We start from the raw sequence: 26,973 nt of genomic DNA on the forward strand, positions 1-26,973 counted from the left end.
CATAACCAAGTGTTTATTAAATAAGTAGAAATAAGAATGTATGTTTGTTTTTTTGGATTAATATAGTACTTGTTTTTTCTCTTATTTGAGAATAAGTATTAGACTATTAATTATTTTATTTCAATTATTGGTCTATAAGTGCCATATAACAGTCTAGTATTTAAATTATTTATCATATATTTGTCATATCTTTCATGTAAAGTATTTTTTTTAAAGGAGATTTGGTGTTTAAAAACCTAAGTATAAAGATAAAAATTTTAGCAATCACACTTTTAGGATTGTTTTTAATAGCAGGTGCAGTTGGTTTTATTTCTGTAAATAAAGCAAGCCAAGCGCTTACTCAAATGAGTTATGGTTCTTTAACATCTGCACGTGATGGTAAAACAGAACAAATTAAGAACTTTTTTATGCAAAAAATTGCAGATATTAATATGCTGGCTAAAACAAAAGATGTTAATGAATTGGCTTACGATATGGACAGTATTGAAGGTCAAATGAATATTAATGCAGAAGGAAAATTTCCTATTGATGAAGAGTTGGTTCAAGCAATGACCAAACCTCATGAGAACTTTTTTTCAAGTTATATGAAAGCCAATAAATATGCGAATATTTATTTAATTAATGTTGAAACTGGGCAGGTTGTTTATGCTGTTGATAAAAAGTCTGATTATGGTGAAAATTTAAAAACAGGTGGCTTAAAAAACAGTGGTTTAGGTGAAGTCTTTGCTAAAACGATGGAAAATAAAAGAGCTACTTTTGTGGATATAAAACCTTATGGCCCAAGCAATAATACTCCTACGATGTTTTTAGGTGCTCCTGTTTTTGAAGATGAAGAAATTACAGCCATATTGGTATTTCAAATAAGTGATATTGCTATTAATAATGTAATGAAGTTTAGAAAAGGTTATGCAAAAACCCAAGAAGATTATCTTGTGGGAACTGATTATTTAATGAGAAGTGACAGTTATTTAAAACCTAAAACACACAGTACAAAAGCATCTTTTTTAAATCCATCTAAGGGAGCTGTAAAAACACTGGCTTCAACAAATGCTTTAAAAGGTAAATCAGATACTAAAATTATAGAAAACTATGAAGGAAAAGCTGTTTTATCTGCTTATGCACTTATTAAAATTGGTGAAGATCTAAAATGGGCGATTATTTCTGAAATTACAGAAGAAGAAGTATTAATGGCTTCAAATAATATAAAAATTCAAAGTACTATTATCTCTCTTGTGTTTTTAATTATAATTTCTCTTATTACGTATTTTGTGATTAATAAAGAAGTAATCAAACCTTTAAATAATTTTCAATACGGATTAAGGGATTTTTTCAAGTATTTAAACAAAGAAAATAAAACAGTAAGTTTACTTGAGGTGAAGAGCAAAGATGAAATTGGTTTGATGGCTCAAGAAGTAAATGAAAATATCACAAAAACAAGAGATCTAATGGAAGAAGATATTGTTTTAATTAATGATGTTAAAAGAGTTGTTTCTCTTGTAAAAGAGGGAAAAATCAAACAAGAAATCACTAAAAGTACTCACAATAAAAACCTAGAAGATTTAAAAATTATGATTAATGAAATGCTTGAAATAATGGCAAGAGATGTTGCTGTTGATTTAAATAAAATTCATAATGCTTTAATAAGTTATCAAAATCTTGATTTTACTCATAGAATACAAAATGCCACGGGAAAAACATCTTTGGGATTAAATGCTTTGGCCGACATAATTAATGAAATGTTGCTTGAGAATAAATCAAATGGAGAAGCCTTAGGAAAAAGCAGTAAGGTTTTACTTAATAATGTAAGTGAATTAAATACAAATTCAAATGAATCTGCTGCTGCACTAGAAGAAACGGCTGCTGCTTTAGAAGAGATTACTGCTAATATCACGAACAATAATCAAACCATAATTAAAATGTCTTCGTATGCAAAAGAATTAGATACTTCGGCAAATGGAGGAAAAAATCTTGCAGAAGAAACAACACAAGCAATGAATGATATAAATGAACAAGTATCCTCTATTAAAGAAGCAATAGGAGTAATAGATCAAATATCCTTTCAAACCAATATTTTATCTCTTAATGCAGCTGTTGAAGCAGCAACAGCAGGAGAAGCTGGAAAAGGTTTTGCTGTTGTTGCCCAAGAAGTACGAAACTTAGCTTCAAGATCAGCAGAAGCTGCAAATGAAATCAAAGCACTTGTAGAAGCTGCTTCAATAAAAGCAAATGATGGAAAACACATTGCTTCTAAAATGATTGATGGTTATTTGGGACTGAATGAAAATATTTCTAAAACCATAGAACTTATTACAGATGTGCAAAGTGCAAGTAAAGAACAAGAAGTAGGAATTGCGCAAATAAATTCTGCTATTAATGAACTGGATCATAAAACACAGAAGAATGCAAGTATTTCTAATACAACCAAAGATATAGCCAATGAAACGGATGATATTGCAAGAGTCATTTTACAAAGTGCTGATGGTAAAAAATTTATTCAATAATAAAGAGAAATAAGAAAAGAAAGGTATTTATGTAAATACTTTTCTTACTTATAATGAGAGAAGTTTTTATTTGTTCTTCTCTACTTTCTTCTGCTCTACTTTTGTCCATTTTTCACCACTTTTTGAATTGTAAACACAGGCTTGCATAAAAAGCATGCCTCTAATACCTTCTTTTATTCCAGGAAAATCAAGATTCTCTTTTTTGTTGTTCTGATTATTTTGTTTGTTTTGTATACAAAATGCAAAGTTTCTATATAGATTGGCAAAGGCTTCTAATAAACCTTCTGGATGACCCGAAGGAAGTCTGGTATTGTATTTAGCTATATCTTCTAGATAAGGAGCTCCTGCGCTGTATACTTGGGCTATTTTATCTTGTTGTTTAAAAGCTAGGGTATTGGGAGTCATTTGGGACCAAGAGATACTGGCTTTTTCACCATAAATACGAATATTCAAATCGTTTTCTTCTCCCACTGAGATTTGTGAAGCATGAAGTATTCCTTTTACTTCTTTGTTTAAACGTAAAAGAACATTTCCATCATCATCTAAACTACGATTTTTTCCATAAGTACTTAAATCTGCACATACATACTGCACTTCTAATTGTGTAACATATTCCAAAAGATTTAAACAATGGGTTCCAATATCTGCCATACAACAAGAAATTCCAGCTTGTTCTTTATTCATACGCCAAAGAGCTTGTTTGTGATTTGTATCTTCCAAAGGAGTACTTAACCAACCTTGGGGATATTCAACAATAACTTTTCGTATTTTCCCCAGTTTGTTATCTTCTATCATTTTTCGCATTTGTTTAACCATAGGGTAAGAAGTATAAGCATGAGTAAGACCAAAGATTAAATGCTTCTTTTTACATAAAGCTTGCAGTTCTTCTGCTTCTTTGATTTCAAAACACAAGGGTTTATCACACATAACATGAAAACCATGTTCAAGTGCTAGTTTTGCCATAGGATAGTGTAAATGATTGGGTGTTACAATAGAGACAAAATCCATACGAATATGTGTAGGAAGTAACGCTTCTTCTTTTATCATTTCTGTATAAGAAGCATAACAACGATTTTTTTCTAAATAAAGAGTCTCACCTGTAGTTATACAGGTTTTTGCATTAGAACTAAAAGCACCACAGACTAAATCAATATGGCCATCTAAAAAAGCAGCTTTTCTATGCGTAGCTCCTATAAAACCTTCTAGTCCACCACCTATCATACCCATACGAATTTTTCTTTTTTGCATTAGAACTCCCATAAAACTTATTTTTTATAGTATACACCTAAAAAGCAGAAGTTTATATATTATTTTTTTCAATTTAAAAAAGACATAAAACCTTGTTTGCCTTTAGTATAAAGCAGTATAATAAACAAATGAAAAACCTAGCTATTAATACAGTACTAGAAGAGATTAAAACTTCTTTGCAAAACAATCAAACCCTTATTTTAGAAGCCCCCCCAGGTGCTGGTAAATCCACCTTGGTTCCTTTGTCTTTAATGCAAGAAAGCTATGTACAAAACAAAAGAATACTTCTTTTAGAACCCAGACGTGTGGCTGCAAGAACACTAGCAAAACAGATGTCAAAAATGTTAAATGAGAGTATAGGTCAAAGTGTTGGGTATCAAATCAAAAATGACAGTAAGTACAGTAAAGAAACAAAGATACTTATAATAACAGAAGGTGTGTTAATCAAAAAACTTCAAAATGATCAAAGTTTAGAAGGCATAGGCTTGGTTATTTTTGATGAGTTTCATGAAAGAAGTATACACAGTGATTTGTCTTTGGCTTTATGTTTAGAAGTACAAGAGTTATTAAGAGAAGATTTAAAGATTTTACTTATGTCTGCTACGTTAAAAGAAGAAGATATTAGAAAGGTTTTACCAAGATCCTTAATAGTGCGCTGTAAAAGTAGCCAGTATGAACTGCAACACATATATCTAAAGCAAAGTATTAAAATAAACGATGAAGAGAGTTTTTTAAGGGTTTTACAAAATACGTGTTTAGAAGTAATACATAAAGAAAAAGGCGATATCTTGGTTTTTTTACCAGGAGCAAGAGAAATTAATACCTTAAAAAACTTTTTAGAAGAGGAAGTGATAAAAGATATTGATATTTTGCCTTTGTATTCTGCTTTAAATCAAGAAGAACAAGATAAAGCTATATACTCTACAGCTAAAAGAAAAATAGTCTTAGCAACTAATATTGCTCAAACCTCTTTAACAATTAGCGGAATAAGAACAGTAATAGATACAGGAACGCAGAAGGTAGCTTTGTTTAATCATGATACAGCTATGAATCAATTAAAACTTTCTTTTATTTCAGAGCAAAGTGCTATTCAAAGAGCAGGGCGAGCTGCAAGGCTTGGAAATGGAAAGTGTTATAGACTGTGGCATAAAACTAAGATATTAGAAGAGGTAAGTAAAGCAGAAGTATTAAGAGCAGACCTAAGTTCTTTTCTTTTGGATTTATGTTTATGGGGAGTAAAAGACTTAAATGAAATATCTTTAATAGATAGACCCACACAAAAGAGTCTAAACTCTACGTATGAACTTTTACAAAACCTAGAAATGATAGATGAGAACTTAAACATCTCAGCTTTAGGAAAAGAGGCTTTAGCGTTAGGACTTCATCCCAGACTTTCCTATATGATTTTAAAAGCGAGTGTTTTGGGATATGAAGAAGAAGCTTGTATTTTAGCAGCGCTTTTAGAGAACAAAGACATATTTAACAAAGAGATTAGAGATTGTGATTTAAAAAGCAGATTTTTAGCTGTAATAAACAATGAGAGAAGTTTTATTATTAAAGCTTATGCATTAAAAGAAGTGAAAAAAGAAGCCAAAAATTTGCATGTAAAAATAAAAAAGATTAAAAAAATCACCTCTTCTAATAAAAAACTAAATGCTTCAATTATAGGAGTACTTTTATTATTTGCTTATCCGGATAGATTGGCTAAAAGAAGAGAACAACAAGGTAATAAGTATCTTTTAAGTAATAAAAAAGGTGCAACACTATCTAAGAATGACCATTTATACAAAACGCAATATTTAGTGGTTTCGCAAATTATTAGTAAAGACAAAGATTCTTTAATTCAAATGGCTTTAAAAATTGAAGAAAAAGATATCTATAAATATTTTGCGCATCAAATAAAGAAAAAAGAATCTTTTCTTTATAACAAAAATAAAGAAAATTTTGAATGCAAGGAACACCTTTCTTTTTTAAATCTTGAGTTAAGTGTTCAAGCAAAAGAAATAAATACAAAGGAAGGTTTTTCAAAAGTATTGCTTTCTTTAATACGTGAAGAAGGTTTGGATCTTTTATCTTGGAGTAAAAAAGCCTTACAGTTAAGAGAGAGATTTAATTTTTTAAGTGCTTGCACAAATGCTGCTTTATTTGAAAATGAAAAGTATGCAAAAATAAACGATGAATATTTATTAGATAATTTAGAAGAATGGTTGGAATCTTATTTAAGTAATGTTAAGAGTATTAAAGCACTTAAAAATGTGGACTTATTTCCTATTCTTAGCTCACTATTATCTTATGAAGAAAAGAAAACTTTTGAATCCCTCTTGCCTTCAAGTATAAAGGTTCCAAGTGGCACATATATCAGTATAGATTATAGTACCCATGTGGCTGTTTTAAAAGTAAAAATCCAAGAAGTTTTTGGTTTGCAAAAAAGCCCTAAGATTTTAAACAATACTGTATCTTTACAAATACATCTTTTATCTCCTGCTATGCAAGCAATACAAATTTCGAATGATTTAGAGAGTTTTTGGAAAAATTCTTATGCTGAGGTAAGAAAAGAATTAAGAGGAAAATACAAAAGACACTACTGGCCAGAAGATCCTTATACGGCAGAAGCTACTAATAAAACCAAAAAAAATATGCATAAATAGTTTCTTTTGAAGCTCTTAAAAAACCACACTTCGAACACACTGCTGCTTGTTATACTTTGAAATAATAAAAAGGAGATAAAATGAAAAAAAGTATTTTAGTGGGAATGGGTGCAGTATTATTTGCCTCAAGTATATATGGCGCACCTGAAAAATTAAGAGTGGTTGGTTCATGGAGTAGTCTTTCATTGTACAAAGAATATGAAAAACCGTATTGGAAAAAAGAATTTTCAAAAGAATTTGTTAATACCAAAGTAAGATTAAGTTCTTTGGGTCAAATCAAATTAAAAGGTGCAGCAGTATATCGGCAATTATCAAAAGGTGTTTTTGATGTGGTTTCAACTGTAGGCGGGTATGTGGTATCTGATTCACAAACAATTGCTGGTTTGGATTTTCCTGCATTAGCAAATGATATTGTTACGGCTGAAAAAATAGTTGAAGCGTATAAACCAACACTGGATGCGGCATTAAAGAATGATTTCAACTCTAAGTTATTGGCAGTTGTTCCTTATCCTTCTCAAATACTTTTTTGTAAAGATGAAGTACGTTCATTAAAAGACTTAAAAGGTAAAAAAGTAAGAGCTTCTGGTTGGACGGTTGCTGAATTTTTAGATGGCATTGGGGCTACTGGTATTACTATGTCTTATAGTGAAGTTCCTCAAGCCCTACAACGTGGAGTTATTGATTGTGCAGTTACGGGTGGCTTGTCTGGGTATTCTTCTGGTTGGGGAGAAGTTGCAAATCATTTATATCCTTTACCAATTGGGGGATGGGCATATGTTGTAACGGCTATGAATTTAAACACTTGGGATAAATTTTCAAAAAATGAACAAAAAACATTATTATCTTCTATTAATAAAAATATTACTGTTCCTGCCTGGAAAAAAACGGATTATGAAACGTCTGAGGGTGAAAAATGTCTTACAGGACAAGATTGTTCTTATGGAAAAGCAAATAATATGATTTTACATACGGTAAAAACAGAAGATACTGTAATGGCTAAGAATATATTGGTGAACAATGTTATTCCAAAATGGGTTAAAAAAGTATCCCCTGAAGTTGTTAAACAATGGAATGAGAGTATTGGTAAAATCGTTTCTATTGAAGCTAAGTAGGGTTTTATTATGATTGAACGGTTAAAGAAAAATTCTGAATATTTTATTTATTTTTGTGGAATTTTACTTTTCGCATCTGTGCTTTTAATAAGCGCAGATGTTGTATTAAGGAAATTCTTTTCGTTTTCTTTTGGTGGGGCAGATGAGCTCTCTTCTTATGTTTTGGGAATATTAATTTCATGGTCATTATCCTATGTATTGTTTGAAAAAATGCACATACGTATTGATATTATTCATAATAAAGTCTCTTTAAGATTTAAACATTTATTTGATGTTATTGCTATGAGTTTTACTTTTTGTTTTTCTACATTACTTACGTATTATTCTTTTGATGTTTTGTATACATCTATACTTAAAAACTCCACAGCAAACACACCTTTAGGCACACCTTTATGGATTCCACAAGGAATTTGGTGGTTGGGTTTTTTATTTTTTTCTTTGGTTGTATTTGTTTTATTATTGAAAGCAATTAAAAGTTTATATGACAATAAAAAAAATAAATATACTGGTATTTCAAAGGAGAAGGTATGATTTTAGTTCTTATAAGCGTTTTAGTATTATTGTCTTTGCTTTTTCTCTCTGTTCCTGTTGCTTCGACTATTGCAGGCGTAGGAACGCTGGTGGGATATTTTTTCTCAGATTATGCTATTTTTGAATCTATTGGGGAAGTGACGTGGAGTGCTAGTACAGATTTTCTACTGCTATCTATTCCCTTTTTTGTTTTATTGGGTGAAATTTTACTGCATTCAGGAATTGCTAAAAACATTTATTTTGCTTTGCAAAAATGGTTGTCTTGGTTACCAGGAGGTTTGTTACATGCTAATATTGCTTCTTCTGCCATCTTTTCTTCTATTTCAGGATCTTCAGTAGCAACGGCTGCAACAATTACAACAGTTGCTATGCCACAGGCTGAAAAATATGGTTATAAAGCAGGACTTTTTGCTGGAACTATTGCAGCAGGAGGAACCTTAGGCATTTTAATTCCACCTTCAATTAATTTGATTGTATACGGATTTTTAACCAATACTTCTATTCCCAAACTTTTTATTGCAGGACTGGTACCTGGTATTTTGTTATCGCTTTTATTTATGAGTTTTATTTTAATTTATTCTTTACTTAATAAAGAAGAGACAGTAATACTTCAAAAAGTGACTTGGAAAGAACGATTTTTGGCATTAAAAGACTTATTGCCTATTTTAATTCTTTTTGTTTTAATTATGGGTTCTATTTATACAGGTTTTGCAACGCCTACTGAAAGTGCTGCTTTAGGGGTATTGGTTTCTTTAGTAATTGTATATTTTAATGCTTCTTTGAGTGTTGATGTTATTATCAAATCTATTAAAGGTACGGTACGAACAACTGGTATGATTATGTTTATAATTATTGCTGCAAATTTTTTAAATTTTGTTTTGGTATCTATTGGATTGACTGAAGATTTAGCTGATTTTATTGAAACCTTAGAGATTTCAAAATATACCATGTTATTTATAGTCACTGTTTTGTTTATTATTTTAGGTTTGTTTATAGAAACTTTATCTTTAATGGTAATTACCATTCCTATAATTGCACCAGTAATGATAGCTATCGGTTTTGATAGTATTTGGTTTGGAATTTATTTGATTATTTTAATTGAGATGGCATTAATTACTCCTCCTGTTGGACTTAATTTGTATGTAGTTCAAGGCATAAGAAACAAAGGAAGTATTACAGAAGTTATGAAAGGCTGTTTTCCTTTTGTTTTAATTATGTTGTTGATGGCATTTTTATTGGTACTGTTTCCACAAATAACACTGTTTTTAGTGCAATATGTATAAGGATAAAAAATGACGCCAAAAGATTTACGAAAACGTATAGCTAAGAATGAGTTTACTCAAACTACAGCTGGAATGTGTAAGGGTTATTTACAAGCTAATATGTTAATGCTTCCAAAAGAGTATGCCGATTCTTTTGAAAAATTTGCTAAAGCAAATGCCAAAGCCATTCCTATTTTGGAAATATTAAAAGACAGTCCTTACTCAAAAGTATTAGCAAAAGGTGCTAATATTTTAAAAGAAATTCCCTCTTATAATATATTTAAAGAAGGAACACTAGTAGAGACAAGTAATAATATAGAAAAATATTATACAAAAGACATGGTTATTTATTTAATTGGTTGCAGTTTTACGTTTGAGGCACCTTTAATGAAGGAAGGTATTTTTTTACGACATATTGAAGAAGGTTTAAATGTGTCTATGTATAAAAGCAATATTAAACTAAAGCCTGTGGATAATTTTCATGGATCAATGGTAGTTTCCATGCGCCCTGTTATGAAAGACAGGGTGGCAGACGCCTGTGTAATTACTAGTCATTATCCAAGTGTACATGGAAGTCCTATACATATAGGATATCCTTCTATGATTGGAATTAACGATATTTCAAAACCTGATTATGGAGATGCAGTGTTAATTAAAAAAGATGAAATTCCTGTTTTTTGGCCTTGTGGGGTTAGCTGTGAAAATGTAATAAAAGGACTTAAACTTCCTTTCGCTATTACTCATTCTCCTGGATATATGTTTGTTAGTGATAAAAAAGACTCAGAGTATTATGTTTAATACTCTGCTAATTTATACCCTTCTTGTATAATATTTTCAATAATATTTACAGGAAGTTTTTTTCTTAATTCTTTAATAAATGTTTTTAGGGCATCTTGTGTCATTATTTTATCTACCCAAATGTAATCTTCTATTAAATCATAAGATGTAATTCTATTATTATTTTGATATAAAAGTTCTAAAAAGTTTTTCTCTTTTTTTCTTAAAATAATTTCTTCATTTTTATAAAAAATACACGAGCGTTGTACATCTAAAAAAAGATCTTTTCCTACTTGTAAAGTGCTAATATTATTTTTAAATAAAGCAATATTTATTGCAGACAATAAATCTTCTCTTGTTGTAGGTTTTAATATATAATAATCTATTTTTAAATTAATTAACTTAAGTAAGTATTCTTCTTTTGAATACGCGCTAATGATAATAATAGGCGTTGATAAATTAAGTTTTCTTATGTTTTTTACTAAGTCTATCCCATTGCCATCATGCATTTCTATATCCGTAATAACAAGGTCTGGTTTTTGTTCTAAATAGATATCATAAGCATCAAAACCATTATTTGCTTCATAAATTTCTTTGAAATAAAAACTCAAGGTATTCTTTAAACGTTTACGTATTTCTTCATCATCTTCTACTAATAAGAGTTTATAGTCTTTTAGTTTTAAAGCGAGTTCTATCATCTTCTTGTCCTTTTTTTAAATTACTATTTTAAAAACTGCACCGTTTTCATCATTATGAACAGAAAGTTTTCCTTGCATATTTGTTTCAATAATCATTTTTGCCATATACAGACCAAGGCCAGTTCCTTGGGCTTTTTTAGTTGAGAAATAAGGTTCAAAAATTAAATCCATGTTTTCTTCTATAATACCTTGGGCATTGTCTTTTACAGAAACAATGGAGCGATTGTCTTTTGTATCAATGCTAAGTGTAATATGAGCATCTTTAATTTTTTTACTTAAGAGTGCATCTTTTGCATTGACTAAAAAATTTAAAATTACTTGGGCATATTCTCTTTTATAGCCTTTAATTTTTTTGTCATTTTTAATATCTAAATGCAAGCGTATGTTTTCATTAATTAAAGAGTCTTTTATTAAAGAGATGGCTTCATTACAAGCACTTGATACATAAAAATATTCTTTGTTTTTTTCTGGTTTAAAAAAGTTTTTAAAATCATCAATAGTCAAAGACATAAATTGAATAATTTTAGTGGCATCACTGGCACACGTTAATACAAACTGGTTATTTGCTTTTTTAAAAGCAACAGTTGTTTCAAGTTCCATCATTATTCCTGCTAATTGGCTCAAAGGTTGTCTCCATTGATGTGAAATCATATTAAGCATTTTTCCCATACGTGCAAGTCTTGACTGGTGTAACATTGCGCGGTCTTTTTCCTGTGCTTCTTTTAAAGCGAGTGCTATTTTACTGTGCAGGTTTTGGTTTAAATCTTTTAGTTTTAGTTCTTTTTTATGCACTTTATCTTGATACCCTTTAAAGGTTTTATTGATTTTTTGCGAGACCATTACGGATAAAAAAGACATAAACAGTAATAATAAAATAGTAATACCTATGGTTACTTCTATATATTTGTCTATTTTCTCTTCCAGTCTCTTTTTCTTTGTAATGATAACTTTTTGTATTTCATCCATATAAATACCAGTACCAATAACCCAATTCCATTCTTTATAAAGTTTTACAAAACTCAGTTTTTTAATTTTTTCTTTTTCTTTGGGTTTGTTCCAATAATATTCAGAGAAGTTTCCTTGATGATTTTTCATTGCAAGTTTTATATTTTGTTGAATATAAAAGGTTCCTTTCCCATCTTTAAGGTGAGTATCATCTTTGTTTATATCTTCTTGTCTGTAAGGATGAGCGATTAATTTGTTAGTATTAGAATGAATCCAAAAATAATTATTACGCCCAAAACGTATAAACTCAACCCATCTTGCAATAGAGTATTTTAAATCATCCATATTATAAAAAATATCTTTTTTTAAAATAATAATAATATCTTTGTTTTTTAGGTATTTAAATAAATATAAATCTGTTTCATCTACAAAAATAAAACTCTGTTTTTTTGTCTGCATATTTTTTTGAAAGTTAATAAGATTATTCATATTGAAAAATACACTGGTATTTTTTAAGAGTTTCTTTTTATCATAAATAAGAAAATCGGTACGGGCATTAACATTTTGATTAATATACTGCATATATTTTTCATCATTTGTTTGCTCTTCTAACAAGTAAATAAAAGCTTGCATTTGTAGCTTCATATCTTTTTTTATGTTTTTAATCATTAGTTTTTTATGATAGTTAATATAGTCGAAAATCCCAGAGACTTCGTTTTGTAATACAACTTTTTGTTTATTAATATACTCTTGCTCCAGAAGATGACTTTCTTTTACAAAATAGTCATTTTGGCTTTTAATAAAATAATACAAAATTACCATGAATAAAATAATGATAGTAATAATAGGTGTTAATATAATCAGTTTTGGTAGATTTTTTTCAGTAAACACATTTTCTCCTCTAATGTACAAACTATTCTATCCTAGTATAGTGAAGTGTTAAAGAAGTGTGCTTTTAAATTTTCTTTATCTTATGATACTTTTTTTATAAAATGTACTGTTTAGCTACTTTTTACTCTAAGAATAAATAATTTGTTAGGATATTTAACTAGCTTATTTTTTTTACTTTTGTGTATGGATAGATAGTTTATACTATGTATACGTCTTAGTTAACAATATTTTTAAGGAGTATATTATGACAAAGAAACAAAAAGTATTTCTTTCTTATGTTCATACAGGGAAACTCTCTACTGTTACGGATAAAAATGATGCGGAATATAAAAATGATTTTGTAAAAATGTATTTAAATGATGAAAATATCACTATTTCTAGTTTTTTAGAAGATGAATTAGATGTTTCTTCAACGGTTACCATTGTATTAATTGGAGATGATACTTTAGTGCAAAAATATGTGCTTGATGAAATATCTTTTTCTTTAGATTCTTCACGTGATAAAACAAAAAATGGTCTGCTTGGGATAATTTTACCTTCGTATACAGGAAAACTATCAAAAGGTTTATTTCCTTATTATGGACAAGTAAAATTAGAAAATTCAACGTACTGTATTGATGAAAATATCTTGCCAGAAGAAATGTCTTTGGAGATTAAGAATGGTTCTATTAAACTGTATGATTGGTCTAATAACCCAAGTGAAGTTGAGAAATGGATTCATGAAGCTTTTGAAAAAAGTTTGAATTTGGAAAAAAGTGTTTCTTAAATAAAGATATTTTAATATTTATGTACTTGTTATTTACAAATACATAAATTTTGAAAGAATTATCATTAACACTACAAAAGTAAATGGTAAAGCATGACCTTTAAATACAAAGGGATTTATTTTAAAAAACTTTTGATTAAAACCTCTTATTCCCAACCACAGTCCTAAAAATGCTTTTAAGGCTAATAAACTTTGATAATAAGTCAAGCTTTGATCTTCAATAGGACCAAATACTTGTGAAATTAAATAAATTCCCGTAGCAACAGCTAATAAAAGAGCCCAGGGAACTACTTTTCTTACATGTTGCATGAGAGCTTCTCTTGCAATTTTATGCTCTTCTTTATTTAAACTTTCTTTCATTCGTGAAAGAAAAAAAATATCTACGAATAAAAAACCACCATAAATAAATACACATAAAAGATGTAGGGTTAGAATACTTGTATAAATCACTGTTTGCCTTTGTATAATATTTTTTAATATAACATAAAAAAGAGATCAAAAAATTGATTATGGTCAATATTTTGTTACTAAAGAAAATAGTGATATACTTTTAAAACGCAATTCAAAGGAAATATCATGATTACTAGAGATATGACAGGACCAAGAATGAGTAAGATTGTTGAATATCAAAATGTGATTTATTTTGCAGGTATTGTTCCAGAAGATAAAAGCTTAGATGTAAAAGGTCAGACGGCTGATGTTTTAAAGATTGCACACGGGCTTTTTATAAAAGCAGGTACAAGCAAAGAATATCTTTTAAAAGCAGAAATATTTTTAAAAGATATTGACGCAGATTTTGCTGCTTTTAATGAAGTATGGGATGAATGGGTTGATAGAGACAATCCTCCCTCCAGAGCTTGTGTAGAAGCAAAAATGTCCACGCCACAAACCCTAGTTGAAATAGTATTCACAGCTGTAAAAACACAAGCAAATTTAACCAATTTTCCTTAAGCATAATGGAAAAATACTGCTATAATTCGCGCAAAGGATTTTAATGAAAAAAACATATCAATTAGATGATGTAAAAAAGAAAAAAGAAAGAGTTTTAGAAGCGATTAAACACGATGTTAGAAAATACATCAAAAGAGAAAAAAACAAAAAATTGCCAGAAGGTTTTGATTTTTGGAATATTGATTGTAAATTTTCGCTTAATAACGAAGAAGCTAAAACTATTGATTTTACTGAAATTACAAAAAATATTGATGAAGCAAGTACTTCTGATGCAAAAAGTATATATATAGAACTGCTTTCATCTGCTAAAAAAAGAGAAGTAAAAAAAGTAGAAGAAACTGAAGAAACTGAAGAAAATAACAATAATGAAGAAAAAATAGAAGATACAAAAGAAGACTAATTCATTTATAGTTAATAAACTAAAGGAAAAACATGCGCTTTATTTTAAACTTTTTGTGGTTTATATTTGGAGGCTTTTTTATGGGACTTACCTGGTGGTTTTTTTCACTGCTTGCATTTGTAAGTATTATAGGAATCCCTTGGGGTAGAGCATGTTTTGTAATAGGAAAGTTTACATTTTTTCCTTTTGGTTATGAAGCTATTAACAGAGATGTGTTAGAGAAAAATGATATAGGCACTTCGTCTTTTGGTTTAGTAGGAAATGTAATTTGGTTTGTTTTTGCTGGATTTTTTCTATCCCTTGGACATGTGATTTGTATGATAGTTTCTGCTGTTAGTATTATTGGTATTCCTTTTGCTTTTGCACATTATAAATTGGCTGTGATTTCTATCGCACCCATTGGAAAAATGATTGTTGAAAAAGAAGTGGCAAAAGCGTTAAAGTTTAAAACTATAATGTCTAATTTAAAAAAAGAAAAGCCTTTTTTATAAAGACTCTTCTTTTTTAATTAAAGCACTTACTCCATCGTACATATCTTGCACACATTGTACTTCACTAACTCCCAGTCTTCTTTTATTAGAAATATCATAAATACCCCCTTCGCTTTTTGAGTGTTCCCCGTGAATTCCTCTTATTTGTAAAAAATACTTATCCGTAATTTTTTTATATTCTTTCATATCCATGCTTAATTTTGGAAGTTTAATATGAACAGAAGCTCTCATTGCTGTTCCTAAATTAGTAGGGCAAGATGTGATATATCCCAAGTGTTCATTGTATGAGAATTGCATATGCTCTTCTAATAAGTGTATGGCTTTTAGAAGTCTTGAAAATACAGTGTTAATATCTCCACCTTCTTGCATAGAAATAATTCTTAATTGATCTTCTTCATTAATCCAAACCAAAAATGTTTTTTCAATATTGTGAAAAATACCTCTGCTATTTGGCCAGTCATTATTCAAAGAAGCAGCTTGTAAAAATCGATCCCCTTCTTTAAATAAAAAATGATCTTTTATTAGACTCTCTTGCTCTTTTTTATTTAAAGCATTTAAAGCATAATACTTTCCTTTTAAATCACACTCTAAATGTTCTAATGCATTTGAAACTATTTTCTCTACTTCTTTTCTTTGAATATCACTAATAGCTGGTCCTAAAGGAAAGTTTTTTAAGTTTCTTCCTACACGTATTCGTGTTGAGAGAATGTATTTATTATGCTCTTTTAATAAGGGTGCTTTTAAATACGATGCATTTAGGTTGGATATATGTTTATCCTCTTTTTTAAAACCATGATAATCTTCTATGATTTTATCAAACAAAGCAGCAAATAATGTATAAGATTCTTCATCTCCTGCATATATACCAATACCACTGTCTGGGTTTTTAAGGCCTGAATTAATGGCTTTTTCAAGGGTAAAATCATTCTTACTTTTTAAGTTTTTTAGATGATTAAAAATACCAATATTTAAGTACTTTGCCATTAAAGATTGATGTTCTTTTGTAAAAATAGGATAGTTCATATAGCTTCCTTTTTGATTTCTTATTATATCTTTTTGATATTAAAAAATGAGAAATATTATATTATTTTGTTAAGATATCTAATAAAAATAGTTATAAAGGTTTATTATGCAAAAAAATATCTTTATTACGGGCTGTAGCTCTGGTTTAGGTTTAGCACTTACACAGCTGTATTTAAAAAAATCATATAAAGTTTATGGAACCGCAAGAAGAATGCCAAAAATTACTGATAAAAACTTTATTTTCGAGCGTTGTGATTTAAAAGATACAAAATCCATTAGTCAAACACTTTCTTCTTTTATACAAAAAGAAAATAAGTGGGAGTGTGTTTATCTAAATGCTGGAATATTAGGGAAAGTAGACTTCTTAGATAAACTTAGTTTGAATGATTTTGAAGAAGTCATGAATGTAAATGTTTATTCAAATAAAGTTTTATTGGATATCTTTTCCAACTTAGAAGTTAAAACTATTATTGCTACATCTTCAGGTGCTTCTATTAATGCTCTTTTGGGTTGGAGTAGTTATTGTATGTCAAAAACATCTTTAAATATGTTAATGGCTTTGTATGCACTTGAAAATAAAGAGAGTAAAGTATTAGCTCTTGCTCCTGGTATTGTGGATACAGATATAAGAGCGAGTATTTTAAAACTAGACGATGAAAAATTTCCATCCGTAAAAATAATTAAAAACAGTCTTGCTTTTTCTAAAGAAGAGGCTGCTTTCAAATTTGATCAGGTTTTACAAAATGCAAATAAATATGAGAGTGGAAGTTTTTTAGATGTTAGAGAAATATAAAAGAGCGAAGTCTTTTATATTTTTATATATTTCCTACTTTTAGTAAAGTAGCATTACCAACCATTAATTCAATTGTTAAATACATTCGTTTAAAAACACTTTCTTGACGGTATTCAAGATTATGTTTTGCACACAATGCTTTAATTAGGGGTTGTATTTTTTGCAATTGTGATAAAGGAAGGGTTGGAAAAATGTGATGCTCAATTTGGTAGTTTAACCAGCCTTGAGAGAAATCAACAATATTCGTTCCTGTTTTATAATTAACACTTCCCATAATTTGACGTAAATAAAACTCACCTTGAGATTTGTGCGGCGTATCAAATCTGTAAATATCTCCAGCAGAATGATTAGGTACAATTACTAAAAATGAATGTAAATTTGCTAAGTATTCAGCTATTAACGTAATAATAAAAGCATTAAATACAGCTTCTAAACCAAGTGGTAAAAATAATAAAGGAATAAGTATAAAACGAATAGAAAAATAAGGAAGAATATATTCTCTCCATAATGTTTTTCCTGTTCCTTTAAAAGGGTTCCATTGATAAGTAGTTATTTCTTTTAATTTTAGTTTTCTTCTTTTTTTATTTTCCAAAATTTTTAAGGTATTGGGTGCATAATAAGAATATTTCCAGGTACCTGCAAAAACGTAAACAAAAACATATTTTAAGAACATTGGAATTTTAGCTTTAATTAACCATTGAAGATTATTTTCCACATTATCTGGATCATCATCTTCTCCCAAGTGATAGTGATGCATAATATTATGCTCATAAGACCAAGCTTCTGGTTTAATCCAATCTATCCAATCTAAATATCTTCTTCCATGTTTTGCGAAACCAGATTTGGTATAACGCTTGGGAATATTAGGAATTTTATCATAAGCCCCATGTAAAATAGGATGTGCTATATTTGCCCACCTTGAGACATTTCCAATACTTAAACAAACAGCAGCACCAAGGGCTATAGGCCAAAATATTAGTGAAGTAATAGTATATGAAATTTCTAAATAACCAACAAATAATATTAAAAAATAACCACTCATGGTAAAAAATCTACCCCATCTCTCTAGCTTCAATAAATGCAAAAAGTCATCTTGATTGGGTTTTCCCAGGGATTTTCTTATTTCTTCAATATCTTCTTGAAGTTTATTTTTATCGATATCTTCGTATCTCGCATATTCGTGTGCCAAAACATTCCTTAAAATTATAGTGGGCAATTGTATATTAATTTTGTTTAAGATTCGTTCAAAAGTAGGGTTTATTTTGTTTTTTAAGTAAAATAAGAGTATTTAGTTAACAAAAAATGCATTTTTAGGAAAAGTCAGGGCTAGGACAAAATAATTTATATTCTGGTTTTATTATGTTTTCCCAAAAGGGAAAACATAGCAATTAAATAAGTTTTTCTTTTGAAATAATTACGCCATCACAATCCGCATATAAATAATCGCCTTCATGAAAAGTAACACCCCCAAAACTTAATTGGTCTCCTCTAGAAGATTCTGTTTTATCAAAATTTCTTAATGGGCATGCACCAATTGCATATAATGCTACATCAATATTTCTAGTATGTGCAGTATCTCTTACATAACCGTTTAAAATTATCGCTTGCCAGTTATTGTTTTTTGCAAAAGCCATTAATTTATCACCAACAACTCCATAAAAATATTCTGCATTATCAACAACAACGATTTTTCCTTCACCGTCTTCATCTCTTAGCATTTCTAATAATCGCCAGTTACTTTTATCTAGTTTAATAGTGATTATTTGACCAAAACACTTTTTAAGTCCTCCATAGTTTTTGAATTTAGGGCTAAGTATTTGTATTTTTTTATCTTGATTGTCATCACATAAATCTGCTGTTTCGAAGTGCATTTTATTCCTTACTTGTCTTTTAGATTATCATACAAAAATATACATAAGTTGATTTAAGATATTAAAAAATAGGTTTATAACAAATTATAAATATTTCGTATATGAAATTCTATTATAATATACTTTTATGTAAATAAAATGTGCTTATGAATTATAAAAGATATTTTTGATAAAAATGTTCTAGTATTACCATTTTTTTAAAAAAAGAAAAAAATATCTGCAAAGATAAGTATATATATATTTTATTACAAGTATACTGTAAATTAAAAGCTCTTTTATTTTAGGTTCTAGATGAAAAAAAACTTTACTGCCAGATTAATTATATTATCAATATTTTTTATTATTATTTCTGTGTTTTTTCTTACTGTTTATAATATTTATGTGTTTAATGAGTATAAAGAGATGTTGATTAAAAAAGAAACAAAACGTTATATCAATAAACAAAAAAACATTATAGAAGGTAAAGTCAAGTTTATTACTAGTATTTTTGAGGCAAAATCCTTAGATTTAGAAGATGGGTTAAAAGAAAAAATAAAAACTAGAATTAATAATGCTGTTAACCTAAGCAACAAGATTATTGATGAATACAAAAATAAAACTACATCTGCTGAATTAAAATTAATGTTAATAAATATCTTTCAAAATGTAAAATATAAAAATAAAAATGAATATATCTTTATAACGGATATTAATACTGAAAGAATACTTGTTCATGGCAATGAACGAATCATTGGTAAAAAAGTCACTGGTTTATCCCAAGTAGAATTAAATGAATTAAGAAGTCTAAAAGATTCAGATGGAATATTTCATAAAATACGTTTTCCAAAACCTTCTGGTATTAATGAAAAGTTTGAGAAGTTAATTTATCTTAAAAAAATCAAACACTTTAATTGGTTGATTGGTACAGGTATATATCTTGATGATATGCAAAAAGAATTAAAACTTCAAAATTTAAAAATATTACAACGTTTGAAAAAGGATAAAAAACACTATCTCTTTCTTTTTGAACTGTATAATCAAAAAATAAATGATAATTATGGAAAAATTATTTTACATCAAGGCAATAGAAGTTTAAAAGGCAAAGTACTTTCTTTGAATACCCCTAGTAAAAGAAAGAATACCTACAGAAAAGAGTATTTATCTTTATTAGATACTTATGGAGAGGGTTTTGTAACCTATTATTACCCCAAAGGAACGTCATCAACCTTGCATAAAAAAATGTCTTTTTTCTTTTTGATAAAAGAATTATCTTGGGTGGTAGGTACAGGTTTTTATTTTGATGATTTGCAAAAAGAGATTGATAGTATTACTAAGAATATTAACGTTCAAATAGAAAATTATATCGTTACGGCTGTTTATATTGCCATTTTTTTATCTTTTTTAACGTCTTTGGTTTTTTATTTTACTTCTCGAAAAATAGCAGCTACTATTAATAGTTATGCAAGAGATATAAAACAGAGCAATAAAGATTTAATAAAACAAAAAAATGTTTTTAAAACACTTTATGAAAAATCTGCGGATGGTATTATAATGTTAAATGAGGGAGCTAATATTATTGGCTGTAATCAAGCTGTTTTAAAAATATTAAAGTATAAAAATAAAGATGATTTTTTGATTTTGAATGTATATGATGTTTCTCCTTTGAAACAAAAAAAGGGTGAAAAATCATTTCAAAAATGGAATAAATATATTGAAATATGTATTCAAAAAAAATCAACTAATTTTGAATGGTTATTTCTTCAAAAAAACGGAAAAAAAGTTTGGTGTGATATCACTCTTACCCAGATAAAACTTGATGATGAAACTGTTATCCATATTGTACTAAGAGATATTTCAAGTAAAAAAGATTTAGAATCAGAAATGCAAAAACAGCAAATTGTTCTTGCCCAACAATCTAAAAAATCTGCAATGGGTGATATGATTGGTAATATTGCACATCAATGGAGACAACCTTTAAATAATGTTTCTTTGCTTATACATTATTTAAGAGATAATTGTCTTAATATGAATGAAAAAGAAATTCATAAAGATGTAGAAAACTGTATGATACAACTCAATTATATGTCTAAAACAATTGATGATTTTACAAATTTCATTAACCCAAATAAATCAAAAGAACATTTTAATTTACAAGATACTTTTGTTAAAGTATTTACTATTATTTCTGCTCAATTTAATGATAAAAACATTAATCTTAATGAAAATATTGAAAAAATTAACATGTACGGAATTGAAAATGAACTGATGCAAGTTGTTATTAATATCTTAAATAATTCAAGAGATGCATTACTTTCTAATGAAATCGAAAATAAAATGATATTTATTGATGCATATACAAAAAATGAAGAAATTATTATAAAAATAAAAGACAATGCAGGTGGCATTGACAATGCAATTATTACTAGAATATTTGAACCTTATTTCACAACAAAAAAAGAACATGAAGGCGTAGGAATTGGTTTATATATGGTTGAAGAAATTATAGAGAAAGAATTAAATGGAAAAATTCTGGTAAAAAATGTAGAATATGAATATCAAAATAATATTTTAAAAGGTGCTGAGTTTAGCATTCGTTTAACACTTTAAGCAACAACTTAAACCCCTTTTTAGAAAAAAAGCTAAAATCACGATACTTCCCTTTTTATTCCCTGCGCTTCTTTATTAAAAAACGAGGTTAATAACATACTTCTAGAAGATAAAATACCCTACAAACAGTTTTAATATACATAATATTTTTTTAACTTTTAGTAAAAAAAATGAACTTTAGAGAGCTTATTCTTTCATAATTTAAGACTTAGGAAAATATTTCTTCAATATCAAATTACTTTCATATTATTTATGTATAATTAAAATCTTAATAATTAAATAAATTATTAAGATTTTAATTAGTTGTTAGGAAAAAATGAAACAAAATTTCACTGCAAGACTCATCGTTTTATCCATTTTTTTTATTGTAGTATCTGTTTTTTTATTAACTGTTTATAATATATATTTTTTAAATGAATATAAAAATATACTTATCAAAGAAGAGTCAGAAGTCTTTATTAGTAAACAGAAAAAGATTATTGAAACAAAAGTACGTTATGTTGCAAATACTTTTAAGTTGAAAGCCTTAGAAGTTGAAGACGTATTAAAAAAACGCATTAAACTAAAAATTGATAATGCTGTTATTTTAAGTAATGCAATGATAAAAAAATATAAAAATACATTAAATAAAAAAGAGTTGAATCATTTGATTCATACTATGCTTACCAATATGAGATATGAAAATAAAAATGAATATATATTTATAACAGATTTGAAAACAGGACGAGTTCTTGGGCATCCCAATAAAAATATTTTGGGTAAACATGTGACAGAATTGTTTGTTATGAAAGGTCATAGTATTTTTAACAGAGATGGTGTTTATGAAAAAATTTATTTTACGAAATTAAATGCTGGAAAGAAAAAATATGAAAAACTATTGTATACAAGAGAGATAAAAGAACTTAATTGGATTATTGGCACAGGAATTTATTTAGATGAGTTAAAAAAAGAAATTCAAGAACAAACTATCAAATCTTTTGAAGCGTTAAAGTATGATAACAATCATTATTTATTTTTATTTAAATTGTATGCAAAGCAGCAAGGTGAATATTATGGAGAAGTTATTATCAATCAAGGGAATGCTTCATATAATGGCAAAAAGTTAAAACTTAATACTACAAATGTGAGCACGAATAACTATCGAAAAAGTTATTTAAAACTGTTAGAAGAAAAGAATGAGGGTTTTATTTCTTATTCATTTTCAAAAAATAATAGCGAAAAAGAGAACAAAAAAATGTCTTTCTTTTATCTGGTAAAAGATTGGAATTGGGTTATTGGTTCTGGTTTTTATTTTGATGATTTACAAAAAGAAATTGATGAAATCAGGAATAATATAAATACTCAAATAGAAAATTATATTTATGTTGGTATTTACATTTCAATTTTATTGTCTTTATTAACTTCTTTCGCTTTTTATTTAACATCAAGAAAAACAAAATTAACAATTGACCAATATGCAAAAGACATTAAAATGAGTAATGCCAAATTAAAAAAACAAAAAAATGTATTTAAAACATTATACGAAAAATCCTCGGATGGTATTGTATTATTAGACAAAGAGGGCATAATTATTGATTGCAATTATGCTATTTTAAAAATGATGAAGTATCAAAATAAAACAGAGTTTATTGGATTAAGTACCTATGATATTTCCCCCTCCCATCAATTAGAAAATGACAGTCCTTTGGTTAATTGGAATAAAATAATTACACAATGCAGTATTCATAAATCAAGTAATTTTGAATGTTTATTTGTAAAAAAAGATCATGAAACAGTATGGTGTGATATTACCATTACGGAGATAGAATTAGATGATAAAACGGTATTTCATTCCGTAATACGAAATATCTCAAGGAAAAAATCTTTAGAGCTTGAAACGCAAAAACAACAAATTGTATTGGCTCAGCAGACAAAAAAGTCTGCTTTGGGTGATATGATTGGCAATATTGCACATCAATGGAGACAACCTTTAAATAATGTTTCTTTAATTATTCAGTACTTACGAGACAATTGCATAAATTTAAATGAAAAAGAAATACGTAAAGATGTAGATGCCTGTATGATTCAATTAAAATATATGTCTAAAACAATAGATGATTTTACAAATTTTATCAACCCAAGAAAACAAAAAGAAACGTTTAATTTACAAGATACTTTTCTCAAGGTTTTTACTATTATAAGTGCCCAATTTGATGATAAAAAAATAAAAATAAAAGAAAAAATCGATTTTATTAACATTCTTGCTGTTGAAAATGAGCTCATGCAGGTTATTATAAATATTTTAAATAATGCAAAAGATGCACTAAAGGACTCGTCTTTTGAACGCTTTATTTTTATTAATGTTTATAGTGAAGACAACTTCGTTGTAATTGAAATAAAAGACAATGCAGGTGGCATTGATGATAAGATTATATCTAGAATATTTGAGCCTTATTTTACAACAAAAAAAGAAAATGAAGGCGTAGGCATTGGTTTATATATGGTGGAGGAAATTATAGAAAAAGAGTTTAGTGGAAATATTCTGGTAAAAAACGTAGAATACGAATATGAAAATAAGATTTTTAGAGGTGCTTTGTTTACTATTCGTTTTGAGATATAAAAAATCAAACATACAATCTTATCGCTCAATGAAAATACAATATTTACTGATTGTTTTTCTAAACTCTAATGCTTATCAAATGGCATTTAAGCTATTATCTTTTATGCAAAAAATAACGAATACTCAAGAGTTAAAAAGAAATTTTTTAGAAGTTTGGAAAGAGTGTACAAATGAAGATCGAGAAGCTCTTGTAAACTTTGAAAAAATTGAATACTTTAAAGTAAAACTAGAAGCTTACTTGAGTGAAGAGTTCACCTATGAAAAAGTTTTATTGGCCTATCATTCTTATGCATCTATTGCTTATGTTACTGCTGAATTAAAAGTAAATTCTAAGGTATATCTGGATTTCAAGAAAGAAAAATTTATGATTTTATCGTATAAAAAGAACTCAAATCCCGATACATGTTCTCTTGTATATTCAAACATTCCTTCTTTATGCCAATACCCATTTTTCCCAGTTCCAGTTATGAATATAATAGATTGTATAGAAAGTAATGATGTCATTAACAAACTTGTTGACTACTATAATACTCACGCCAAATAACTAAGAGTTTCTTCTTTTTTTATGTTTTTTTATTTCTTCTTTAAACATTGAATACTTCCAGTCTTCTTTTAAAGCCTGTTGATACAATTCTTTTAATGTTTGTGGTGACATAGTTCCTAAAGGAAGGTCTTTATCAAGATTAGTTGGAAAAGAGTATGCATCACAAGCAGCTGTTAAAATGGCATCTAAAGAATGTTCATCAAAAAAGCCTTTTTTATAAACTTTGCGTAAGTCTTTATAAATATTAAGGCTAATTTTATATAAATCAACACTTTCCATTGCTTTTGAAAAAGCAGAAGATAACTGTAAAAGGTTCACCGATCTAATAATATTCTTACTTCTATTTTCTCCACCTGCATGAAATACTGCTGGATTAAAAAAGACGGCATCCCCTTTTTTTAGAGAAAGTTGAACATAAGACTTTTCAAAATAGCTTTTAAATTTTTCTTCTCTCCAAGCCAAATAACCATGTTTATATTGCTGTGAAAAAGGCAAAAATTTAGTAGGCCCGCTTTTTATAGGTATATCTACATGAGCTACTCCCCCTTGTAAGGTTAAGAGCCTTGACATGATTTGTGTATGCAAAGGATAAGAAAGTACTTCTGCATTTTCTTGGAAGCCTAAATGATAATCTCTATGAGGAGCTTGAGCTTTACCCTTTGGGTAAATGATATTTACTTGTGAGGTGACTTGATAATTTGATCCCAACCATGCTTTTGCCACAAGGGACAATAAGGGGTTTTTATAATATTCTAGAAAAACCTTTGCATCTTTAAGGGCACTTTTTTCAAAAGCATTCCAAATACGAGCATTTTGCCCACCTTTTGCAAAATGATCTGCTGCTTCTTTGTTTTTTTCTTCTTTTAAAATAGTATTAAAAACGGTATTCATTTTATCAATAATATTTTTATTGTCAAAAAAGTTTTGAATCACAACAATGCCTGAACCTTCTTCAAATACTTTTGAAAATTCGATTTCATAAAACACTCGTTTTTTCTTTGAAAGGCTTTTTCTAAGTTTATTTCCATCATAAATAACAATATTCTTTTTTATAAGACAGGACAAAGGATAGTCTTCTTTTTTAAGTGTTTGTTTGCAAATTCTTTTAAAGTCTTGAAGTGAACATTTTTGTTGTTGCAACATTTTTTTTCCTTTATATTAACAAATAAATTTTACCTTGCTTTTTATTTACTTATTTGTACCCATGTTTTATTTTCATGAGAGAGCCATACGGCATCTATAACTTGGCTTACTTTTAAACCATCTTGAAACGTTGGCCAAGATGTACTTCCTGTTTCTATGGCTTCTAAAAAATCTCTGGCTTGAATAATTAATAAATCTTGATAACCCGTACCATGACCTGCTCCTTCACAAAACATTCCAAAATCTGGATGAGTGGGACTTGCTAGAATTTTTTTAAAACCTTCATCTTTTTCATGCATTTTGTATAAATATAAAGCATTTTGATCTTCTTGGTCAAAACGCAGCGTTCCTTTTGTTCCTGTAATTTCATAAGAGAGTCCCATTTTTCTTCCAGCTGCTACTCTTGAGAAAGATAAGTGCCCCTTTACGCCATTTTCAAAGGTGCACATAAATTGTGCTTGATCATCATTTAGATTATTTTGTATTTCCACTTTAGATTTGTCTTTTTCTCTTTTTACATCAATTTGGGCACATAATTCTTCAATGGGTCCAAGCAGATAATGCATGAGATTTACTAAATGCGGTGCTAAATCTCCCATCGTGCCATTTTCTTTGCCTTTGATTCTCCAGGTAGTTTTATGTTTAGGATCGGCAAAAAAATCTTCTGAATGTTCTGCCCTTACATATAAAATATCTCCTAATTCTCCTTCATGTATGAGTTTTTTGGCATATTGAGTAAGAGGAGTTCTTATATAATTAAAACCAATTAAATTAACAACATTTAGTGTTTTTGCTGTTTGACTCATAATTCTAGCATCAGCAAGCGAAGCTCCTAAAGGTTTTTCGCATAAAATGGGTTTTCCCAATTCAAAAGCAGCTAAAGCAATCTCTTTATGTGTATTTTGAGGACTTGCAATTATAATAGCATCTACTTTTGGATTATTAATAAGTTCTTGTATATTATTTGTATACGAAGAAAAGCCAAGTTCTTCTGCACTTTTTTTAGCACCTTCTAGGCTTGTAGTACATATCATTTCACAAATAGGGCGAAGTTGGGTATTAAAAACAGCACCTACTGCATGTAATGCAACTGCATGTCTTTTCCCCATATATCCACTGCCAATTAAACCAATGCCAATTGTTTTCATACCATGCTCCATGTCTTAAATTATTGTTTATATAAAATGTTGTGT

23 protein-coding genes are annotated in these 26,973 nt (G+C 28.4%); 14 read left to right on the forward strand and 9 right to left on the reverse strand.

Features of this window, described 5'->3' with window-relative positions; genetic code table 11:
• Window positions 1-224: 224 nt before the first annotated feature.
• On the forward strand, window positions 225-2,501 hold the full coding sequence (locus tag HRT41_02590; GenBank protein NQY22894.1) for a methyl-accepting chemotaxis protein: 2,277 nt from the start codon (window positions 225-227) through the stop codon (window positions 2,499-2,501).
• A 66-nt stretch (window positions 2,502-2,567) separates the two neighbouring features.
• Here HRT41_02590 and HRT41_02595 read toward each other — a convergent pair whose 3' ends face one another.
• Window positions 2,568-3,728 carry a Gfo/Idh/MocA family oxidoreductase gene (locus tag HRT41_02595; protein NQY22895.1) on the reverse strand — a complete coding sequence of 387 codons (1,161 nt, stop codon included), beginning with the start codon at window positions 3,726-3,728 and terminating at the stop codon, window positions 2,568-2,570.
• 149 nt (window positions 3,729-3,877) lie between these two features.
• Here HRT41_02595 and hrpB point away from each other — a divergent pair, with 149 nt between their 5' ends.
• From hrpB to HRT41_02620, 5 genes are all read left to right on the forward strand, one after another.
• The gene (gene hrpB, locus HRT41_02600; protein ID NQY22896.1) at window positions 3,878-6,397 is read left to right on the forward strand and encodes an ATP-dependent helicase HrpB; all 2,520 of its coding nucleotides are present in this window, start codon (window positions 3,878-3,880) and stop codon (window positions 6,395-6,397) included.
• Window positions 6,398-6,477: 80 nt separating this feature from the next.
• A complete protein-coding gene (locus tag HRT41_02605) occupies window positions 6,478-7,509 on the forward strand; it encodes a TRAP transporter substrate-binding protein (protein NQY22897.1) in 1,032 nt (343 codons plus the stop codon).
• A 9-nt stretch (window positions 7,510-7,518) separates the two neighbouring features.
• Entirely contained in the window at window positions 7,519-8,040 is a 522-nt protein-coding gene (locus HRT41_02610) for a TRAP transporter small permease (protein ID NQY22898.1), read from the forward strand.
• Window positions 8,037-9,323 carry a TRAP transporter large permease gene (locus HRT41_02615; GenBank protein ID NQY22899.1) on the forward strand — a complete coding sequence of 429 codons (1,287 nt, stop codon included), beginning with the start codon at window positions 8,037-8,039 and terminating at the stop codon, window positions 9,321-9,323. The genes HRT41_02610 and HRT41_02615 overlap by 4 nt, the downstream gene beginning before the upstream one ends.
• Window positions 9,324-9,332: 9 nt before the next feature.
• Window positions 9,333-10,100, forward strand: a complete 768-nt coding sequence (locus tag HRT41_02620) for a putative hydro-lyase (GenBank protein ID NQY22900.1) — start codon at window positions 9,333-9,335, stop codon at window positions 10,098-10,100.
• Here the strand turns inward: HRT41_02620 and HRT41_02625 are convergent.
• Together HRT41_02625 and HRT41_02630 are read right to left on the reverse strand one after the other, a co-directional pair.
• The gene (locus HRT41_02625) at window positions 10,097-10,777 is read right to left on the reverse strand and encodes a response regulator transcription factor (GenBank protein NQY22901.1); all 681 of its coding nucleotides are present in this window, start codon (window positions 10,775-10,777) and stop codon (window positions 10,097-10,099) included. The genes HRT41_02620 and HRT41_02625 overlap by 4 nt on opposite strands.
• Window positions 10,778-10,792: 15 nt before the next feature.
• Entirely contained in the window at window positions 10,793-12,613 is a 1,821-nt protein-coding gene (locus HRT41_02630) for a cache domain-containing protein (protein ID NQY22902.1), read from the reverse strand.
• A gap of 244 nt (window positions 12,614-12,857) precedes the next feature.
• Between HRT41_02630 and HRT41_02635 the strand changes: the two genes are divergently transcribed.
• On the forward strand, window positions 12,858-13,379 hold the full coding sequence (locus HRT41_02635; GenBank protein ID NQY22903.1) for a TIR domain-containing protein: 522 nt from the start codon (window positions 12,858-12,860) through the stop codon (window positions 13,377-13,379).
• A gap of 33 nt (window positions 13,380-13,412) precedes the next feature.
• Here the strand turns inward: HRT41_02635 and HRT41_02640 are convergent, their stop codons facing one another.
• Window positions 13,413-13,739, reverse strand: a complete 327-nt coding sequence (locus HRT41_02640) for a hypothetical protein (protein NQY22904.1) — start codon at window positions 13,737-13,739, stop codon at window positions 13,413-13,415.
• Between the two features lie 216 nt (window positions 13,740-13,955).
• Between HRT41_02640 and HRT41_02645 the strand changes: the two genes are divergently transcribed.
• From HRT41_02645 to HRT41_02655, 3 genes are read left to right on the forward strand one after another with little or no spacing between them, the layout of a single operon-like run.
• On the forward strand, window positions 13,956-14,330 hold the full coding sequence (locus HRT41_02645; protein ID NQY22905.1) for a RidA family protein: 375 nt from the start codon (window positions 13,956-13,958) through the stop codon (window positions 14,328-14,330).
• 43 nt (window positions 14,331-14,373) lie between these two features.
• Window positions 14,374-14,730 carry a hypothetical protein gene (locus HRT41_02650; GenBank protein NQY22906.1) on the forward strand — a complete coding sequence of 119 codons (357 nt, stop codon included), beginning with the start codon at window positions 14,374-14,376 and terminating at the stop codon, window positions 14,728-14,730.
• Window positions 14,731-14,762: 32 nt separating this feature from the next.
• The gene (locus HRT41_02655; GenBank protein NQY22907.1) at window positions 14,763-15,221 is read left to right on the forward strand and encodes a YccF domain-containing protein; all 459 of its coding nucleotides are present in this window, start codon (window positions 14,763-14,765) and stop codon (window positions 15,219-15,221) included.
• Here the strand turns inward: HRT41_02655 and HRT41_02660 are convergent.
• Window positions 15,216-16,244: an arginine kinase gene (locus tag HRT41_02660; GenBank protein ID NQY22908.1), complete on the reverse strand. Its 1,029-nt coding sequence runs from the start codon at window positions 16,242-16,244 to the stop codon at window positions 15,216-15,218. The two genes, HRT41_02655 and HRT41_02660, sit on opposite strands and share 6 nt — an antisense overlap.
• A gap of 106 nt (window positions 16,245-16,350) precedes the next feature.
• On the opposite strand from HRT41_02660, the gene HRT41_02665 reads away from it, so the two are divergent.
• A complete protein-coding gene (locus tag HRT41_02665) occupies window positions 16,351-17,037 on the forward strand; it encodes an SDR family NAD(P)-dependent oxidoreductase (GenBank protein ID NQY22909.1) in 687 nt (228 codons plus the stop codon).
• 22 nt (window positions 17,038-17,059) lie between these two features.
• On the opposite strand, the gene HRT41_02670 is transcribed toward HRT41_02665, so the two are convergent.
• Together HRT41_02670 and HRT41_02675 are read right to left on the reverse strand one after the other, a co-directional pair.
• Window positions 17,060-18,325, reverse strand: a complete 1,266-nt coding sequence (locus tag HRT41_02670; GenBank protein NQY22910.1) for a fatty acid desaturase — start codon at window positions 18,323-18,325, stop codon at window positions 17,060-17,062.
• Between the two features lie 100 nt (window positions 18,326-18,425).
• Window positions 18,426-18,908, reverse strand: a complete 483-nt coding sequence (locus tag HRT41_02675) for an S-adenosylmethionine--2-demethylmenaquinone methyltransferase (GenBank protein NQY22911.1) — start codon at window positions 18,906-18,908, stop codon at window positions 18,426-18,428.
• A 291-nt stretch (window positions 18,909-19,199) separates the two neighbouring features.
• Between HRT41_02675 and HRT41_02680 the strand changes: the two genes are divergently transcribed.
• From HRT41_02680 to HRT41_02690, 3 genes are all read left to right on the forward strand, one after another.
• Window positions 19,200-21,494 (forward strand): cache domain-containing protein, encoded by a 2,295-nt coding sequence (locus HRT41_02680; GenBank protein ID NQY22912.1) that lies wholly within the window; start codon window positions 19,200-19,202, stop codon window positions 21,492-21,494.
• Window positions 21,495-21,810: 316 nt separating this feature from the next.
• A complete protein-coding gene (locus tag HRT41_02685) occupies window positions 21,811-24,093 on the forward strand; it encodes a cache domain-containing protein (GenBank protein NQY22913.1) in 2,283 nt (760 codons plus the stop codon).
• 79 nt (window positions 24,094-24,172) lie between these two features.
• A complete protein-coding gene (locus HRT41_02690; protein ID NQY22914.1) occupies window positions 24,173-24,637 on the forward strand; it encodes a hypothetical protein in 465 nt (154 codons plus the stop codon).
• On the opposite strand, the gene HRT41_02695 is transcribed toward HRT41_02690, so the two are convergent.
• Window positions 24,638-25,780 (reverse strand): phytanoyl-CoA dioxygenase family protein, encoded by a 1,143-nt coding sequence (locus HRT41_02695; GenBank protein ID NQY22915.1) that lies wholly within the window; start codon window positions 25,778-25,780, stop codon window positions 24,638-24,640. It lies immediately after the preceding gene.
• 41 nt (window positions 25,781-25,821) lie between these two features.
• A complete protein-coding gene (locus HRT41_02700; GenBank protein NQY22916.1) occupies window positions 25,822-26,928 on the reverse strand; it encodes a Gfo/Idh/MocA family oxidoreductase in 1,107 nt (368 codons plus the stop codon).
• Window positions 26,929-26,973: the final 45 nt, after the last annotated feature.

The sequence above is a fragment of the Campylobacteraceae bacterium genome (assembly GCA_013215945.1).
GTDB lineage: Bacteria > Campylobacterota > Campylobacteria > Campylobacterales > Arcobacteraceae > NORP36.

What these genes read in the sequence shown, in the direction of transcription:
- HRT41_02595 (NQY22895.1), bottom strand. Translation starts at nt 3,728, where the DNA reads ATGGGTATGATAGGTGGTGGACTAGAAGGTTTTATAGGAGCTACGCAT.
- hrpB (NQY22896.1), top strand. Translation starts at nt 3,878, where the DNA reads ATGAAAAACCTAGCTATTAATACAGTACTAGAAGAGATTAAAACTTCT.
- HRT41_02605 (NQY22897.1), top strand. Translation starts at nt 6,478, where the DNA reads ATGAAAAAAAGTATTTTAGTGGGAATGGGTGCAGTATTATTTGCCTCA.
- HRT41_02610 (NQY22898.1), top strand. Translation starts at nt 7,519, where the DNA reads ATGATTGAACGGTTAAAGAAAAATTCTGAATATTTTATTTATTTTTGT.
- HRT41_02615 (NQY22899.1), top strand. Translation starts at nt 8,037, where the DNA reads ATGATTTTAGTTCTTATAAGCGTTTTAGTATTATTGTCTTTGCTTTTT.
- HRT41_02620 (NQY22900.1), top strand. Translation starts at nt 9,333, where the DNA reads ATGACGCCAAAAGATTTACGAAAACGTATAGCTAAGAATGAGTTTACT.
- HRT41_02625 (NQY22901.1), bottom strand. Translation starts at nt 10,777, where the DNA reads ATGATAGAACTCGCTTTAAAACTAAAAGACTATAAACTCTTATTAGTA.
- HRT41_02635 (NQY22903.1), top strand. Translation starts at nt 12,858, where the DNA reads ATGACAAAGAAACAAAAAGTATTTCTTTCTTATGTTCATACAGGGAAA.
- HRT41_02640 (NQY22904.1), bottom strand. Translation starts at nt 13,739, where the DNA reads ATGAAAGAAAGTTTAAATAAAGAAGAGCATAAAATTGCAAGAGAAGCT.
- HRT41_02645 (NQY22905.1), top strand. Translation starts at nt 13,956, where the DNA reads ATGATTACTAGAGATATGACAGGACCAAGAATGAGTAAGATTGTTGAA.
- HRT41_02650 (NQY22906.1), top strand. Translation starts at nt 14,374, where the DNA reads ATGAAAAAAACATATCAATTAGATGATGTAAAAAAGAAAAAAGAAAGA.
- HRT41_02655 (NQY22907.1), top strand. Translation starts at nt 14,763, where the DNA reads ATGCGCTTTATTTTAAACTTTTTGTGGTTTATATTTGGAGGCTTTTTT.
- HRT41_02660 (NQY22908.1), bottom strand. Translation starts at nt 16,244, where the DNA reads ATGAACTATCCTATTTTTACAAAAGAACATCAATCTTTAATGGCAAAG.
- HRT41_02665 (NQY22909.1), top strand. Translation starts at nt 16,351, where the DNA reads ATGCAAAAAAATATCTTTATTACGGGCTGTAGCTCTGGTTTAGGTTTA.
- HRT41_02675 (NQY22911.1), bottom strand. Translation starts at nt 18,908, where the DNA reads ATGCACTTCGAAACAGCAGATTTATGTGATGACAATCAAGATAAAAAA.
- HRT41_02680 (NQY22912.1), top strand. Translation starts at nt 19,200, where the DNA reads ATGAAAAAAAACTTTACTGCCAGATTAATTATATTATCAATATTTTTT.
- HRT41_02685 (NQY22913.1), top strand. Translation starts at nt 21,811, where the DNA reads ATGAAACAAAATTTCACTGCAAGACTCATCGTTTTATCCATTTTTTTT.
- HRT41_02690 (NQY22914.1), top strand. Translation starts at nt 24,173, where the DNA reads ATGGCATTTAAGCTATTATCTTTTATGCAAAAAATAACGAATACTCAA.
- HRT41_02695 (NQY22915.1), bottom strand. Translation starts at nt 25,780, where the DNA reads ATGTTGCAACAACAAAAATGTTCACTTCAAGACTTTAAAAGAATTTGC.
- HRT41_02700 (NQY22916.1), bottom strand. Translation starts at nt 26,928, where the DNA reads ATGAAAACAATTGGCATTGGTTTAATTGGCAGTGGATATATGGGGAAA.